15 protein-coding genes and 10 tRNA genes are annotated in these 16,292 nt (G+C 54.3%); 1 reads left to right on the top strand and 24 read right to left on the bottom strand.

All coding sequences use genetic code 11. The features are described from left to right. Window positions 1–143: 143 nt before the first annotated feature. From KNP72_RS14985 to acpS, 18 genes are all read right to left on the bottom strand, one after another. Window positions 144–220, bottom strand: a tRNA-Ile gene (locus KNP72_RS14985). A 10-nt stretch (window positions 221–230) separates the two neighbouring features. Further along, a tRNA-Arg gene (locus tag KNP72_RS14980) sits at window positions 231–307 on the bottom strand. Between the two features lie 4 nt (window positions 308–311). Continuing rightward, window positions 312–399 (bottom strand) — tRNA-Leu (locus KNP72_RS14975). Between the two features lie 31 nt (window positions 400–430). After that, window positions 431–506 (bottom strand) — tRNA-Lys (locus tag KNP72_RS14970). 10 nt (window positions 507–516) lie between these two features. Further along, a tRNA-Gln gene (locus KNP72_RS14965) sits at window positions 517–588 on the bottom strand. Window positions 589–595: 7 nt separating this feature from the next. After that, window positions 596–671: transfer RNA gene (locus KNP72_RS14960), tRNA-Asp, on the bottom strand. A gap of 23 nt (window positions 672–694) precedes the next feature. Further along, a tRNA-Val gene (locus KNP72_RS14955) sits at window positions 695–770 on the bottom strand. Between the two features lie 6 nt (window positions 771–776). Next, a tRNA-Glu gene (locus KNP72_RS14950) sits at window positions 777–851 on the bottom strand. 27 nt (window positions 852–878) lie between these two features. Further along, window positions 879–970 (bottom strand) — tRNA-Ser (locus KNP72_RS14945). A 9-nt stretch (window positions 971–979) separates the two neighbouring features. After that, window positions 980–1,054, bottom strand: a tRNA-Asn gene (locus KNP72_RS14940). A gap of 209 nt (window positions 1,055–1,263) precedes the next feature. Beyond that, window positions 1,264–3,390: a Tex family protein gene (locus KNP72_RS14935; protein WP_214834254.1), complete on the bottom strand. Its 2,127-nt coding sequence runs from the start codon at window positions 3,388–3,390 to the stop codon at window positions 1,264–1,266. A 75-nt stretch (window positions 3,391–3,465) separates the two neighbouring features. Continuing rightward, entirely contained in the window at window positions 3,466–4,266 is an 801-nt protein-coding gene (gene sigB, locus KNP72_RS14930; protein WP_021068185.1) for an RNA polymerase sigma factor SigB, read from the bottom strand. Then, window positions 4,232–4,708 (bottom strand): anti-sigma B factor RsbW, encoded by a 477-nt coding sequence (gene rsbW, locus KNP72_RS14925; RefSeq protein ID WP_021068184.1) that lies wholly within the window; start codon window positions 4,706–4,708, stop codon window positions 4,232–4,234. The genes sigB and rsbW overlap by 35 nt, the downstream gene beginning before the upstream one ends. Beyond that, window positions 4,705–5,031: an STAS domain-containing protein gene (locus tag KNP72_RS14920; protein WP_214834249.1), complete on the bottom strand. Its 327-nt coding sequence runs from the start codon at window positions 5,029–5,031 to the stop codon at window positions 4,705–4,707. Before KNP72_RS14920 ends, rsbW begins: the two co-directional genes overlap by 4 nt. 140 nt (window positions 5,032–5,171) lie before the next feature. After that, entirely contained in the window at window positions 5,172–5,522 is a 351-nt protein-coding gene (locus KNP72_RS14915; RefSeq protein WP_029596222.1) for a type II toxin-antitoxin system PemK/MazF family toxin, read from the bottom strand. A 5-nt stretch (window positions 5,523–5,527) separates the two neighbouring features. Beyond that, window positions 5,528–5,806 (bottom strand): hypothetical protein, encoded by a 279-nt coding sequence (locus KNP72_RS14910; protein WP_021068181.1) that lies wholly within the window; start codon window positions 5,804–5,806, stop codon window positions 5,528–5,530. Window positions 5,807–5,935: 129 nt separating this feature from the next. After that, on the bottom strand, window positions 5,936–7,012 hold the full coding sequence (gene alr, locus KNP72_RS14905) for an alanine racemase (RefSeq protein ID WP_214834246.1): 1,077 nt from the start codon (window positions 7,010–7,012) through the stop codon (window positions 5,936–5,938). Continuing rightward, on the bottom strand, window positions 6,990–7,367 hold the full coding sequence (acpS, locus tag KNP72_RS14900) for a holo-ACP synthase (RefSeq protein WP_214718376.1): 378 nt from the start codon (window positions 7,365–7,367) through the stop codon (window positions 6,990–6,992). The genes alr and acpS overlap by 23 nt, the downstream gene beginning before the upstream one ends. Before the next feature lie 63 nt (window positions 7,368–7,430). Between acpS and KNP72_RS14895 the strand changes: the two genes are divergently transcribed. Beyond that, window positions 7,431–8,156: a rhomboid family intramembrane serine protease gene (locus tag KNP72_RS14895; protein WP_034780868.1), complete on the top strand. Its 726-nt coding sequence runs from the start codon at window positions 7,431–7,433 to the stop codon at window positions 8,154–8,156. Window positions 8,157–8,203: 47 nt separating this feature from the next. Here the strand turns inward: KNP72_RS14895 and argF are convergent, their stop codons facing one another. From argF to argJ, 6 genes are read right to left on the bottom strand one after another with little or no spacing between them, the layout of a single operon-like run. After that, entirely contained in the window at window positions 8,204–9,130 is a 927-nt protein-coding gene (argF, locus tag KNP72_RS14890; RefSeq protein ID WP_214834243.1) for an ornithine carbamoyltransferase, read from the bottom strand. Next, window positions 9,127–12,147, bottom strand: a complete 3,021-nt coding sequence (gene carB / locus KNP72_RS14885; RefSeq protein ID WP_214834240.1) for a carbamoyl-phosphate synthase (glutamine-hydrolyzing) large subunit — start codon at window positions 12,145–12,147, stop codon at window positions 9,127–9,129. Before carB ends, argF begins: the two co-directional genes overlap by 4 nt. Continuing rightward, window positions 12,140–13,189, bottom strand: coding sequence for a carbamoyl phosphate synthase small subunit (locus KNP72_RS14880; RefSeq protein ID WP_214834238.1), 1,050 nt, complete (start codon window positions 13,187–13,189; stop codon window positions 12,140–12,142). The genes carB and KNP72_RS14880 overlap by 8 nt, the downstream gene beginning before the upstream one ends. Continuing rightward, entirely contained in the window at window positions 13,186–14,331 is a 1,146-nt protein-coding gene (locus KNP72_RS14875) for an aspartate aminotransferase family protein (protein ID WP_214834235.1), read from the bottom strand. Before KNP72_RS14875 ends, KNP72_RS14880 begins: the two co-directional genes overlap by 4 nt. Further along, window positions 14,291–15,070, bottom strand: coding sequence for an acetylglutamate kinase (argB, locus tag KNP72_RS14870; RefSeq protein ID WP_214834232.1), 780 nt, complete (start codon window positions 15,068–15,070; stop codon window positions 14,291–14,293). Before argB ends, KNP72_RS14875 begins: the two co-directional genes overlap by 41 nt. Then, window positions 15,067–16,284, bottom strand: a complete 1,218-nt coding sequence (gene argJ, locus KNP72_RS14865) for a bifunctional glutamate N-acetyltransferase/amino-acid acetyltransferase ArgJ (protein ID WP_214834229.1) — start codon at window positions 16,282–16,284, stop codon at window positions 15,067–15,069. The genes argB and argJ overlap by 4 nt, the downstream gene beginning before the upstream one ends. Window positions 16,285–16,292 lie beyond the last annotated feature (8 nt).

Raw genomic sequence — 16,292 nt, 5'->3', positions numbered from 1 at the left:
CCGCCAGCGTTCGTCCTGAGCCAGGATCAAACTCTCCAAAGAATTTGATATAGCTCTTTAAAAATGACGAAGCTTGCGCTTCATTCAAAAATTGTAAAACTTTTTTGCCTCATCGTTCAGTTTTCAAAGTTCGTCAGTTTAAATGGTGGGCCTAAGTGGACTCGAACCACCGACCTCACGCTTATCAGGCGTGCGCTCTAACCGGCTGAGCTATAGGCCCATAATAAAAATGGTGCACCCTGAGAGATTCGAACTCCCGGCCTTTAGATTCGTAGTCTAACGCTCTATCCAGCTGAGCTAAGGGTGCATATTGGTGCGGTCGAGAGGACTTGAACCTCCACGGTGTTAACCACCACTAGGCCCTCAACCTAGCGCGTCTACCGATTCCGCCACGACCGCAGCGTATTAAGGTGTTACGAGGGATAAAAAATGGTGAGTCATGCAGGGCTCGAACCTGCGACCCTCTGATTAAAAGTCAGATGCTCTACCAACTGAGCTAATGACTCAAATTATAAGCTGGGCCGGAAGGGATCGAACCTTCGCATGTCGGAATCAAAATCCGATGCCTTACCACTTGGCTACGGCCCAACGTAAATGGCGGTCTTGACGGGATTTGAACCCGCGATCTCCTGCGTGACAGGCAGGCATGTTAACCCCTACACCACAAGACCGTTATACGTGCTTAAATTTGAAATGGTGGAGGATGACGGGATCGAACCGCCGACCCCCTGCTTGTAAGGCAGGTGCTCTCCCAGCTGAGCTAATCCTCCGTATGATGGTGACCCGTACGGGATTCGAACCCGTGTTACCGCCGTGAAAGGGCGGTGTCTTAACCGCTTGACCAACGGGCCAGATGTATGTGTTTTCTAAAAATTAAGTGGCGGAGACGGAGGGATTCGAACCCTCGCACCGGTTTCCCAGCCTACTCCCTTAGCAGGGGAGCCCCTTATAGCCTCTTGGGTACGTCTCCAAAATAAAATGGCTCCGCAAGTAGGATTTGAACCTACGACCTACCGGTTAACAGCCGGTTGCTCTACCACTGAGCTATTGCGGAACGTTGCTTGAATTTATCGAAGTAACGATTTAAATTGTAACCGCAAACCAGAAACCTGTCAATCACTTTTTTAGAAAAGCTTTAATATTCCATGTCGTCTCTCGGCGACTTCTATAAGATAGCACGGGCAGAAAAGACCGTCAACACTTTTTTATAAAAAAACCCGAGCAAAATGAAAAACATTTTGCCCGGTGCTAGTTCCTTCTTATTTAACTCTTCGGCTCCAACATCGTGAGACTGATCCGTCCACGATTGGCGTCCACTTGTTCGATCCATACGGTGACGATATCACCGACTGCGACGACATCAAGCGGATGCTTGACGTAGCGATTCGACAATTTCGAAATATGGACGAGTCCATCTTGCTTCACCCCGATATCAACGAACGCCCCAAAGTCGATGACGTTTCGCACCGTCCCTTGGAACTCCATCCCCACTTGAAGGTCCTCCAAGTTCATAACGTCGGTCCGAAGCAATGGTTTCTGAATATCTTCGCGCGGGTCACGTCCAGGTTTCGCGAGCGACTTCAAGATATCTTCGACTGTCGGTAATCCGGCATCTAGCTTCTCACTTAGCACTTTGGCATCGACCGTTTTTAATCGTTCCCGCAGTTCAGCCGTGCCAACCGCTTGCTTCGAAACACCGAGTTCCTTCAATAGAGAGAGTGTCAGTTTATAGCTCTCTGGATGAATCTCTGTCTGATCGAGCACATCGCTCCCGTTCGTGATTCGTAAAAAGCCGGCTGCTTGTTCATACGCCTTCGCTCCAAGACGTGGTACTTTCTTGATTTCTTTCCGTGTATCAAAGCGGCCGAACTCATCCCGATACGCGACAATATTTTTAGCCGTCGTCTTATTCAATCCGGATACATACGTGAGCAATGACTCCGAAGCCCGGTTCACATCGACGCCGACCATGTTGACGACACTCTCGACAACGAACTCGAGCGATCCTTTCAACTTGTTCTGACTGACGTCATGCTGATATTGCCCGACCCCGACAGACTGCGGATCGACTTTGACGAGTTCCGCCATCGCGTCTTGAATACGCCGAGCAATCGAGACGGCCGAACGTTCTTCCACTTTCAATTCTGGGAATTCTGATCGGGCAATTTCTGAAGCCGAATAGACACTCGCTCCCGCTTCGTTGACGATGGCATAGGCTATCTCGCGTTCCGCCTTCTTCAGCCAGGTCGATACGAACTGCTCCGTCTCACGGGAGGCGGTCCCATTGCCAATGACGATGACCGAGATTGGATAACGCTTCACGAGCGACGTCAACACTTTCTCTGAACCGGCGACATCATGTTTCGGTGCCGTCGGATAGAAGACACCGACCTCTTCGACTTTTCCAATTTCATTGACGACAGCCCATTTACAACCCGTTCGATAGGCTGGGTCAATCCCTAGGACGACGACCTCACGAAGCGGTGGTTGCATGTAGAGCTGTTTCAAGTTTTTTGAGAACACATCGATTGCCTGTTCTTCAGCCGTCTCGGTCAACTCACTCCGGACTTCGCGTTCGATGGCCGGGAACACCGACTTCTTGAAGGCATCCTTCACGGCGAGCGTAACGAGTTCGCGTTTCTCCGTCGGCAAGCGGTCAAACTTACCGAGCGCTTGTCGTATGAAACCCGTCTCATCGAAGACGACCTTCACTTGCAACACATCAGTGCGCTCTCCACGGTTCAAGGCGAGGATTCGGTGTGGGACGATTCCTGCGATTTTCTCTTCATATTCATAATACTGGGCGAACACTTCTTTCTCATCTTCCGCCTGTTTTTTCTTCTGTGAACGAAGAAGCGCCTCTTTCCGGACTCGTGTACGGAGTGATTGTCGAAGCGTCGCCACTTCGCCCCACTCCTCCCCGATAATCGATTGGACGAACGGAAGTGCTTCTTCAAGCGAGAGGTCCCCCGCTAACGACTGTGCTTCGGTCACCGAATATAGCGTTGGTTGACGATACCAGTCAGCGAGCGGTTGGAGCCCTTTCTCCCGTCCTTGCTCGGCTTTCGTCCGTCGCTTCGGACGATAAGGAAGGTAGATGTCATCGACTTGTTGCAGGCTCGTCGCAGCTTCAAGCGCACGGGTCAACTCTGGTGTCGCCTTCTCGAGTTCCTCGAGTTTGGCGAGGACGTCCGTCTTACGTTTGTGCAAACTCTCTTCATATTGTAAGGCATCGAGAATGGCTTTGATTTCCACTTCATCGAGATTACCGGTCATTTCTTTACGGTACCGGGCCATGAACGGAATCGTCGCTCCGTCCGCGGCGAGTTGTTGCACCGTCTCGACTTGACTCGTCTTCAACTTCAAATCTTTTGCGATTTTCGTAATCAATCGAATCACTTCCTTTTCTCTTCTCTCTTGAAGTGTAGCAAACTCACGCGTGGACGACAAAAAAACGATGACCGTTTAGTCATCGTTTGAGAATACTTCATTGAGCGGGACTTTGATGGCCTCGCGTAATTTTTCGAGCGCACGACGCTGTAAGCGCGATACGTGCATCTGTGAAATCCCAAGGAGCTCACCCGTCTCTTTTTGGCTCATGTTTTTATAATAAGCACATTCCAGAATCGCCTGTTCCCGTTCATTCAACACGCTGAACGCTTTTTCAAGGATGAGGCGCTGGTCAACCGATTCGTAACCACGTTCTTGACTCCCGACGAGGTCTAGGAGCGTGACGGTCGAACCTTCGTTGTCCGCTTCGATTGAGCTGTCGACGGAAAGGGCTTGGTAGCTCTTACCCATCTCGAGCGTTTCGAGAATCTCTTCATCGGAAACACCGAGGTGATCAGCGATCTCATCGATGCGTGGTGAACGTTGCAATTCGGTCGTTAACTCTTCGACCGTCTTCTTGATTTTCGGCCCAAGCTCTTTAATCCGGCGTGGAACGTGGACGCTCCACGTCTTGTCACGGATGAAACGCTTGATTTCACCGATAATCGTCGGAACGGCAAACGACTCGAAACTGCGTCCAAACTCAGGGTCGAAACGACGAAGGGCAGCGAGAAGTCCGATCATGCCGACTTGAACGAGGTCGTCATGAATGGCCCGGCCTCGCGAAAACTTTCGTGCAAGCGCCTCAACGAGGTCCGAGTATCGGTTGATGAGGAGCATTTGGACTTCTTCGTTTTGATCGTCCTGTTGATAACGCTCGATCCACTCTAATACTTCATCATCACTGTGATGGCGTTGTTGAGATTTTGCTGGCACTCTGATCCACCTCGTCCCTGTTAAGGAGTTTCGTCATCGTCACCTTGACACCATTGTCCTTGTTGATCGAGACGTCATCCATTAAGGCTTCAATGAGGAAAAGACCGAGTCCTCCTTCGTGAAGCGATTCGATTTCAGCCGTCTCTTCGACTGGCGCCGCTTGGCGTTTCACGTCGTCGGCAAATGTTTTGCCCGAGTCCTCGATCGTCATTTCGAGACGATCTTGATGAACGCCACACGTAAGCTTCACTTCACCTTCTTGATCTTCATAGGCATGTTGAACAGCATTGCCACAGGCTTCCGAGACCGCGATTTTAATATCCTCGATCTCGTCGTACGTATATCCCATACGGTTAGCGATTCCTGAGACGACTAAACGGACCACACCGACATACTCCGGTTTGGCCGGGAACGTCATCACCGTCTGTTCGATGTTACTCATTGCGTGCCACCTCTTACGTTCGTGTTGATTGAAAGCAACTTGTGCAGTCCTGTCAATTCAAAGAGACGGTTGACGCGGTCGGTGACGCCGACGAGCGACAACTCTTTCTCGTTACGTTTGGCTATTTTAAGGGCACCGACAAATACGCCAAGACCAGTTGAATCCATATAATCCACTTCATCCAAATGAACGGTAACATCCTGCTCCGTAATAGCCGGGTGCAAGACTTCCTTCAATTTTGGTGCGGTATATGTATCCACTTCTCCGGATACGTAAAGGTGTAATTGTGCTCCAATGACTTGCTCGCGAATCGCTAAATCCATCGTATATTCCCTCCTAATGTGCGTACAGAAAAATTGAGTACGATTAAACTAAATTCCCGTTTTACAGAATTCTAAACTATTTTTTGAAGAATTTTTTGAAAAAAAACCGATACCCATGTATCGGTTTCTTTATATGTAAGCTAGAGAGGGATTAATCCCAGACTAATCTCTAGCGCTCGGTCAACTTTGTGCATCGTCTCATCATCGAGATGAGTGACTTTATCTGTCAGACGACGCTTATCAATCGTTCGAATCTGTTCAAGCAAAATCACGGAATCTCGTTCGAGACCATGTTTGACTTGATATACCTCTACATGAGTCGGCAGTTTTGCTTTCTGGATCTGAGCCGTAATCGCAGCGACAATGACGGTCGGGCTAAAGCGATTGCCGATATCGTTTTGAATGACGAGAACCGGACGAACTCCACCTTGCTCTGAACCGACTACGGGCGACAGATTCGCATAAAACACGTCACCACGCTTTACGATCACTCCGCTCACACCCCGCTTACTTGACGTAAGAGAGCATGTTCGGCTTCCGTCTCAATCATCAGCATCTCTTCTGCCATATTCAAATTAAACGCGGCCATCTCTTGATAGCCTCTCGCCAATTCTTCGCGCAGTGTTTGTTGTCGATCAGCAATTTCTTTGGACAAGTACGTCACTACATCGTTCAATGACAATGATTCACGATCTTTCATCGAAATCGGACCCACATGTTGCGAGAACCGATCTGGAACGGACGCTAAAGCACCCGCAGTTCGCTGTTTCAACATCTTACACCTCCAGAATCGTTTCAATGACTGGCGGAAATCTTCCCGCGTTCTTTACCAATATAACACGCGAGTTTGGGAAAATATAGAGGATTCCCGAAAGAATTCAGATAATTTCACACGTTTTCCGCTTTACACATAACGTCGTGGGAGGCGGCTCGTCAATTGACAGACGACCTCGTAATTGATTGTCTCGAGATGCGTGGCCAGTTCATCAATCGCGACCGGTCCGCCGATGAGCGTGACGACCGTCCCGACCGGAACTGACTCGGGAAGCCTTACCATGAAGCGGTCCATACAGACACGACCGACAATCGGACAACGGTGTCCGTTTACACCGACTTCGAATCCGCTCGCTTTACGAATCCAGCCGTCGGCATATCCGACCGGCACGGTACCGATCCACTCATCTGCAGTCGTCGTATACGTCGCTCCGTAGCTGATCGTCTGTCCAGCTTCGAGTTGCTTCACTTGCATGAGCTTGCTCTTCAACGTGAAGGCCGGACGTAAAAATGAATAGAAGGAAGCCATCTCAGCCGACGGATACAATCCATAGAGCGCGATGCCGACCCGGACCAAGTTATACGGCACATCTTGTCCGGCCATGCGGATCGCCCCGGCCGAGTTCGATGTATGGATGTAACGGAATCGCGAGTGGAGTCCATCCATCAATTGAGCAAACCGCTCCTGCTGCTCATAGTAAAGCTCACTGTCCGGCTCATCCGCCGTCGCGAAATGCGTATAGATCCCTTCAATGACGAAACGGTCATCTGCCGCTTCTAAAAGGGCATCAAGTTCGGCGCGGGTCCGCAAACCGAGACGACCCATCCCCGTGTCGACTTTCACATGAACGGTCAGCGGACGGTCAGATAGATGTGTGCACGCCTCACGCAACCAGTCGGCCGAAAAGACGGACAACGTCACATCGTGTTCGGCTGCGACGCCCGCAGTTTCTGGGAACTGGGCCTCCATGACGAGAATCGGCGCTTTAATCCCGGCCTCTCGGAGCTCGATTGCCTCCTCGAGTAAGGCCACACCGAGCATCGTCGCCCCGTTCTCGAGTGCAATTTTCGCGACTTCGACGGCTCCATGTCCGTAAGCGTTCGCTTTGACGACGGCCATGAGCGCTTGCGGGATCCGTTTTTTGATTTCGATTACGTTATGCTTGATCGCCGCCCGATCAATTTCAATCCAACTTGGACGAAACATCGTGATCCCCCTCTTCAATGATGACTTGTGCCACGGCGTATTGCTCGCTGTGGCTGATACTCATATGAATCCGGCCTGAGTACGGCGCCGTCATATGTGGTCGCCCGGCCTCGTCCGGTAAAATTTCGATTTGTTGCCACGACAGGCCCCGGGCAATCCCGGTCCCGACCGCTTTGGCATACGCTTCTTTCGCCGCGAACCGTCCAGCGACGAATTCGATGCGGCGTTGTTCTGGATAGGCGTCGGCGAGCGCCCGCTCAGCTTCGGTCAACAGACGCGCGACGAAACGGTCATTCTTGATCGAGCGAGCAATCCGCTCGAGCTCGACGATATCGATTCCGATTCCCACAATCACAGGACACTCGCTCCTTTCCTTTTTCACTCGTTTCCTTATACAATTAAGGAAAGAGGTGATGCTATGTTTAGTCGTACTGAGAATGTCCAAACGTTCGTCCGAGCGTATCCGCTCGTAACGCTGTTCATTGTAATCCAACTGCTCGTGTTTGTCATCGATTCTTTGGTACCCGATCTCCGAATCGTCGCACTCGGTGGGTCGTTCCATCTCGCGCTCGCCCAAGGGGAATGGTACCGTCTCTTGACGGCCAACTTCATCCACTTAGGGCTCGGTCATTTGCTGTTCAACTCGTTCGCTTTGATTATCTTTGGACCTGCCATGGAACGTATGGTCGGCCATATCAAATTCGCCGTGTTCTATATCGTCGCTGGTGTGCTTGCCAACCTGCTCACGTTTTTCACGGTGAGTGAACTGTTCTACCTGCAAGCCGGTGCGTCAGGTGCGATTTTAGCGATTCTCGGCTTCTATGTTTACATCGGTCGGTTCCGCCGGACGCTCATCTATAGCCAGGACGCACGACTCGTCTATATCTTCGTCGCCATCAGCGCCGTGTTCACGCTCATCGGCGCGAACGTGTCACTTTGGGGACATGTGTATGGTTTCCTGGCCGGGTTCTTGCTCGCAATCCCGCTCTCCCGGTTCGCGGTCCCATACTCGCGCCCGCTCCGCTACGGAAAGTACAAGCCGCGCAAATATTCACCTCCAATCATTCATACGGGTGAAGGCAAATGGATTTTCTACGTCATCGTCGGACTGGCCGTGTTCGGTTTGTTCGCCCGCTTCTTATGACAGTAATAAAGAGAGGATTCGCCCGAGCGGCGAATCCTCTCTTTTGTTTAGGCGAGCAAAGTGAGCATGAGCGCCTTTTGCGCGTGTAAGCGATTCTCGGCTTGATCGAACACGACCGACTGCGGACCATCGATGACGTCGGCCGTCACTTCTTCGCCACGATGGGCCGGGAGGCAGTGCAGGAAAATCGCCTCTGACTTCGCTTGCTGCATGAGCGAAGCATCGACTTGGAACGTCGCAAACTGCGTCAACCGTTCCGCCGCTTCCGCTTCTTGCCCCATGCTCGCGAACACATCCGTGTAAATGACATCCGTACCCGTGGCGGCAGCAACCGGGTCTTGCCAAAGCGTGATGCTACCCCCTGTCGTTGCCGCGAGTTCATTCGCTCGTTCGAAAATGTCGGTCTCGACCGTATATGCTTCTGGCGAGGCGATGCGGACGTGCATCCCACTGAGCGCGCCCCCGATCATGAGCGAGTGGGCCATATTGTTCCCGTCGCCGATGTACGTCAACGTCTTCCCTGTTCTCGTGCCGAACACTTCCTCGACCGTCAACAAGTCGGCGAGTACTTGGCACGGGTGATGGGAATCGGTCAATCCGTTGATGATTGGAATCGAACCTGCCGAAGCGAGCGTCTCGACCGTCGCGTGGGCGTACGTCCGAATCATGAGCGCATCGACATAACGACTCATGACTTGTATCGTATCCGTCAGCGGTTCCCCACGCCCGATTTGTAAATCACTGCTGCTCAAGAACAGCGGATAACCGCCGAGTTCGACGACACCGACCTCGAACGACATCCGGGTCCGGGTCGAGGCCTTCTCGAACAAGAGCGCCACTTTCTTGCCGGCGAGCGCCGACTGGAACGCTTCCGGCTGTCGTTTCACTTCGGCCGCGAGTCCAAGCAAGTCGTCGAGGGCGGACGGAGTCAGTTCCTCGAGTGTCAGTAGATGATTGATGGTTTTCGTCGTCATAATGGTAGTCCCTCTCCTGTCTGCATCGTTTGAAGTGAACGGACCGGCATCGGTTCCGCTTGCATCGCTTGTTGATAGTATTCGGCAAGATGTGTCTCCGAGATGACGTGGACGCCATTTCGGACCGCCGTCTCACGTGCCGCTTGCTCTTCTGGTGCGTTCGAGAATAGGACCGACACGTTTTGGAACTCGGTCGTCTCATCAAGCGTTTGATCACTATATGACGACCAGCCTTGGCCGGCTACGGTCTCAGTCCGATTCATGACGCGCGTCGTCGTCGCATCGTAACAGAACCGTTCGGACACGTAAGGGGTCATGCTGAATTGGAGTGTCTCTCCAGTCGAGCGCATGACGGGTCCGGTGAGCGGGTCGACGCCCGGCAATTTCAAACTCGAGAACACCGGTGTCTTAATGGCATAGCCGCTCCATACCGGACGTGCGTCTGGGACGACGGTTGCCAACTCATGGCCGAACGCCGCGAGCGTCGCCCATTCGATGAGTGGTTCCCCGGTCACTTTACTGACGATTGGGACCGTCCGAGATGCACGCGGATTGATTTCGAGCACGTAAATGACGTCGCCTTTCAAAACGAATTGGATATTGAGCGCGCCCCGATACGTGAGTGCTCGTCCAATCGTTTGAACGATGGCTTCAATCTCGGCTTGTTGCGCTTGTGACGTCTTGACCGGCGGCAGAATCATCGTCGAATCGCCCGAATGGACACCGGCCGCCTCAATCTGTTCGAGCAAAGCCGGGACGTAGACGCTTTTCCCATCAGTGACACAGTCGACTTCGAGTTCACGTCCATCGACATACGCATCGACGAGGAGCGGATAGGTCAAGTGTGGTTCGACTTGGTGCAAATCCGCCGCGGTCCGGATAATATACATCCCTTTCCCACCGATGACATAAGACGGACGGACGACACATGGATAGCCGAGACGATCGATTGCGGACGTCAACTCGTTTACTGATCCGACCTCTTCTCCAGGGATGTGGGCCACCCCGATCTCGTCGAGGAATTGATAGAACCGATCCCGGTCCTCCATTTGATCGATGACGTCTGCCGTCGCCCCGAGCAAGTGGTAGCCTTTGGTTTCCAGCGCATGGGCGAGTGAGATGCCGGTCTGGCCGCCGAACTGGATGAGGACGTCCTGACAGCCTTCTGCCTCCAATACGTGGACGACATCTTCAATCGTCAACGGTTCGACGTACAGTTTGTCGGCGACCGTGAAGTCGGTCGACACCGTCTCCGGGTTGTTGTTGATCATAATCGTCTCGACCCCGAGCTTTTGAAGCGCCCAGACCGCATGCACCGAACTGTAATCGAACTCGATGCCTTGCCCGATTCGAATCGGACCAGACCCGATGATGGCGACTTTCTGGGGCTCGCTTGGAACGACTTCGGACGTCCCGTGCCACGACCCGTAAAAGTACGGCGTGCGGCTCTCGAATTCGGCGGCACACGTGTCAATCATCTGGTAGACCGGATGGATGTCGTGTTCGAGCCGTATTGCTGCGATTGTGTCGGCCGTGACATTCATCTGTTGCGCAATCTGAGCGTCGGTGAAACCGAACCGTTTCGCCTGTAACAGGTTCGCTGGCGTGGACAGATTCAGACGGATTGTCGTCACGAGTCGCTCGAACGTCATCACGAAGTGCGGGACGATGCCCGTCAGCGCTTCAAGTTGTGACGTCGTGGCGATTCCTCGGTCGAGTAGCGCGAGGCACGCCAGGAGACGACGATCGGTCGGCGCCGAAATTTCATCGTATAGCGCGTCGGCATCAGCTGTCGCCATCCAACTCGGATAGAGCGGATTCTGCTCGACACCGGCACCACGCCATGCTTTCTGCAGCGCTTCTTCGAGCGTTTTGCCCATCGCCATGCTCTCCCCAGTCGCTTTCATCTGCGGTCCGAGTGTCCGGTCCGTCCCGTTGAACAAATCGAACGGGAACGTCGGCACTTTCGCCGTCACATAATCGAGGGCCGGTTCGAAGCTCGCCATCGTCCCGTTCGTGACGGGATTGATGCAATCGTCGAGTCGCTCCCCAAGCGCGAGACGAGTCGCAATCTTCGCGATCGGATACCCGGTCGCCTTCGAGGCGAGTGCCGAGCTACGCGAGACGCGCGGGTTCACTTCAATCACGTAATAGGCGTCTTCCGTCGGATGGACGGCGAACTGGATGTTACATCCGCCGATGACACCGAGCGCCGAGACGATCCGGAACGCGGCGGTCCGCAACGTCTGATGCATCGTATCCGATAACGTCTGGGCCGGGGCGAATACGACCGAATCGCCCGTATGGACGCCGACCGGGTCGATGTTTTCCATGTTGCAGACGATGATGCACGTCCCGTTGGCGTCACGCATGACCTCATATTCGAACTCTTTATAACCGGCGATGCTCTGCTCGATTAAACACTGTGAAATCGGACTCGCCTCGAGACCACGCTTCGCGAGCGTGTAGGCGGCATTAACCGTCTCGGCAATCCCACCGCCGGTGCCGCCGAGCGTGAATGCCGGACGAACGATGAGCGGGACGCCTGTCTCGGCGATAAAGCCGTCAAGGGCATCGATGGACTCGATGGTTGTGCTGACAGGGAGCGGTTCCCCGAGTTCGTTCATCTTCTGCTTGAACCGTTCGCGGTCCTCCCCGTCGCGAATCGTCTCGAGCGACGTCCCGAGGAGGGCGATGCCGTATCGTTCGAGCACGCCGGCCTCGTCTAACGCGAGCGCCAAATTGAGGGCGGTCTGCCCCCCGACCGTGGCGAGCAAGTGGGTCGGACGTTCCGTCTCGATAATCAACTCGGCCTTCTCTAACGTCATCGCCTCGATGTACGTGTGATCGGCTACACCGGGATCGGTCATAATCGTGGCCGGGTTCGAGTTGAAAAGCACGACTTCACAGCCTGCTTCCCGAAGCGCTTGGCATGCCTGTGTGCCCGAATAGTCAAACTCGGCCGCCTGTCCGATGATAATCGGACCCGAGCCGATGACGAGTACTTTTTTATGCATAGACGTTCACCCCTTGCTGAATCATTTTGTCGAAGCGGTCGAAGATGGCTTGCGCTTCCTTCGGTCCCGGACTGGCCTCCGGATGGAACTGGGCCGAGAGAATCGGGGCAGTGCGGTGCAACGTCCCTTCGACCGACAAATCGTTCACGTTTTCAAATAGCAGTTCGAGCGGCGTCGCTTCCAAACTGTTCCGTGTGACGACGTACCCATGGTTTTGCGACGTCATCCACACTTCACCCGTTTGGACGTTTCGGACCGGATGATTGGATCCACGGTGTCCGTACGTCTGTTTTTCAATCTCACACCCGAACGCGAGCGCGAGCAGTTGATGGCCCATACAAATGCCGAGCGTCGGATACGCCAATGCCACTTCACGCACATTGTCGAGGTAATCGACCAAATCACGCGGGTCTCCCGGACCGTTTGACACGAGAATCCCGGTCGGCGCGAGCGCATGGACTTGGGCGGCCGTCGTATCGAACGGAACGACTGTCACCGTGTACCCTCGCCCCACCATCGCTTGAACCATCGACGCCTTCACGCCGAAATCAAGACAGACGATATGTCCGTTCACCCCGTCACCGTGACGCACATGACTTGGCGTCGAAACGGTCTCCGTAATCTGATGTAAGTCCCCATCGAACGACACATCTGATTCAGACGTCATCACACCCCACTGATCGCCGTGTTCACGAAGGGCATGGACGAGCGAGCGCGTGTCGATGTCAGACAGTACCGGCACCCCGGACTGCTCCAGCCAATCCTTCAAGTCGGTCGCCGCCCCGTTCCCGGCTAACGTCTGGACGAGTACGCCCGCCACTTGAATGTCCGCACTTTCAGATGCTGTGTCGGTCAACCCATATTGTCCGATGAGCGGATAAGTGAACGCGACGATTTGACCGGCGTACGATGGATCGGTCAACACTTCTTGATAACCGGTCATCCCTGTGAAGAAGACGACCTCCCCTTTCGCCGAGCGTGCACTCGTTTCCCACGTCCCGTTGAACTGTTGACCGCTTTGTAACGTCACTGTCCCCGTCATGACACCATCTCCTTTGTAATCACATGTTCAATGATTGCGAGCGCCTCATCCACTTCAGCTTCTGTAAGCAGCAAAGACGGCAAGAAGCGAATCACGTCCGGACCTGCCGCGACGACCAAGAGGCCAGCGTCTCGCAACTGTTCAATCCATGTCGCGACCGGTTGCGTCGCGACGAGCCCGAGCATCAAGCCGAGTCCACGCACCTCGGTGAACGTCTCTCCGTCGACAAATTGTTCCAAGCCCGCTCGTAATCGCGCGCCCACCGCATGGACGTGAGCAAGTGCGTCCGCCTCGAACAAGATGTCGAGCGTCGCTTCCGCCGCGGCCATCGCGAGCGGATTGCCGCCGAACGTCGAACCGTGACTGCCAGCCGTGAAGACGTGTTCCGCACCTGCTGCTGTCAAAATCGCTCCAACAGGAAAACCACTACCGAGCCCTTTCGCGAGCGTGACGACGTCCGGTTTAAGCGGTGTCTGTTCGAACGCGAAACGGGTACCTGTGCGGGCAATCCCGGTCTGCACCTCATCGACGACGATTTTGACGCCATGCTCAGTCGCTTTCGCTTGAAGCGCTTCGAGCCATGCCGCGTCAGCGACGACGACCCCACCCTCGCCTTGGACGATTTCGAGCCAGACCGCAGCCGTCTCGTCATCGATCATGTCGAGTGCATCCATATCGTTGAACGGTGCGTGTACAAAATCAGACACCATCGGGCCGAATCCGGCTTTGATCTTGTCTTGTCCGGTCGCCCCGAGCATGGCGAACGAGCGACCGTGGAACGATTTCGTGAACGTCACGATTTTTGTCTTGTTCGTCCATTTCCGAATCAATTTGAATGCCCCTTCGTTCGCCTCGGTCCCGCTGTTACAGAAGAACGCATGCGTCAAATGCGTCCCTGACATGAGCGTCTCGGCGACGCGCGCTTGCCCGCTGATGTTGTAAAGGTTCGAGGTGTGCCACACTTTTTGAAGCTGCGCCTCTAGCGTTTGGCTCACGTGCGGATGACGATGACCCGTCCCGCAGACGGCGATGCCCATGACGAAATCGAGATACCGCTTCCCCGCCGTATCGGTCACGTAGGACCCGCCCGCCTGCTCAATCTCAATATGTCGTTGTCCGTATGTCGGTAGTAGTGAATGCATGGTGCACCTCCTGTAGTGTTGTCCCGGGATGAACCGGGTCCTTGCCGTCACGGATGACGGCGACATCAATCCCTCCTGTTAGAGCAGCCAACAGCGCCTCGGTCTTCGGGATCATCCCCCCATAGATATCCCCTGTGGCGATGGCCGTCTGGATGTCCTTACGTGTCAATGTTTGACGGAACGTCCCATCAATCCGGATACCTGGGACGTCAGTGATCATTTCGAAGCAGTCGGCCTGGAGAGCGACCGCGACGGCAATCGCACAATCGTCCCCATTACAGTTCAACGTGCCTTCCGTACCGTGTAATAATGATGTCACGAGAGGCACGTAGCGACCCGCGAGCAACAGCTCGAACAAGTCTGTCTCGACCCGGTCGACTTCACCGACCGCCCCGAGTTCCACCAATTGCTTTCCTGTCAGCGTCTGTCCGTCCACACCCGAGAGACCGACCGCTTGAATATGATGACGACCGAGGGCAGCGACGATTTCGGTCTGCATCTCCCCCGCGAGCACGCGCTCGGCACCGGTCAACACGTCCGCTGTCGTGACACGACGTCCGTCTTGAAACACCGGTTCGATTTGTTGGTGCTCGCAATAAGCGGACAACGCAGGTCCACCCCCATGAACGATCACAAGTTCATGCCCTGCGTCGAGCCACGTCCGCCACTCGTTGAAATAGTCCGGATGGAGCGTGTCCCAAACGCTCCCGCCGAGTTTGACGATTTTCCGTTGTTTCATGTCCGGTAACTCGCGTTGATTTTGACGTAATCGTAAGTCAAATCGCAGCCGTACGCCTGACCTTGTCCGGTGCCGTCCTGCAATCGGATTTGGATTGAGACGACGTCTTGTCCCATCTCTTCTGTCGCGAGCGCCTCATCGAACCAGACCGGCGCACTTTCCATCAGCACATGCTGTGACCCGATGCGGATGTCGACGTGGTTCACGTTAATCGGTTGCTCCGATGCACCGATGGCGGCGATGATGCGTCCCCAGTTCGCATCTTGTCCATAGACGGCCGTCTTCACGAGCGACGAGCCGACGACTTGTTTCGCAATCATCCGAGCCGCCTCATCTGTCTTCGCCCCGACGACCTCGACTTCAATCAATTTCGTCGCCCCTTCCCCGTCACGAGCAATCGCCTTGGCGAGATCTGTGCACACGTCAGTCAACTCTTGGCAGAAGCGGTCATAGGCTGGTGTCCCTTCGATGATTTCATCCATCTCGGTCAGTCCGCTCGCCAAAGCGAGCACCATATCGTTCGTCGAACTGTCCCCGTCGACGGTGATGCTGTTAAACGAGGCGTCCACGCTCTGTTTCAGCGCCCGTTGCAACACGTCGGGCGCGATTACGGCATCGGTCGTGATGAAGCCGAGCATTGTCGCCATGTTCGGATGAATCATCCCCGAACCTTTGGCCACACCTGCGATCGTCACGGTAGCATCGCCTTCGGCATACGCGACGCCTGTGCATTTCGTTCCCGTATCGGTCGTCAAAATCGCTTCCGCGAACGACTCCGCCCCCGTCTCCTCATGAATCGGTTCAAGCAAATCGATGCCGCTCAAGAGCGTCTCCATTGGCAACAGTTGACCGATGACACCTGTCGAGGCAATCGCCACTTCCTCTGGTTTGACCCCGATATGATCGGCCGCCTTGTCGCGCATCACATACGCGTCCTCGATCCCTTGCGGACCGGTGCAGGCGTTGGCGTTCGCACTGTTGATTAGGACGGCACGAAGCTTCCCGCTCGTCGCAAGGAGCGATTCTTTCGTCACTTGAATCGGCGCCGCTTGGAACTGGTTCGTCGTATACACCGCGGCGGCACTGGCCAGCTGTTCGCAGACGAGCAACGCCAAATCTTTACGTTTTCGTTTTAATCCGGCGTGAACTCCGCACGCTTGAAACCCTTTCGGCGTGACGACGTGGACGACAGGGCTAATCGTTGTTTCAATCATCCGTTTGA

Source organism: Exiguobacterium sp. s152, from assembly GCF_018618335.1.
GTDB lineage: Bacteria > Bacillota > Bacilli > Exiguobacteriales > Exiguobacteriaceae > Exiguobacterium > Exiguobacterium chiriqhucha.
Note: the sequence above shows the minus strand (reverse complement) of the source record. Positions and strands in the feature narration are given on the sequence as shown.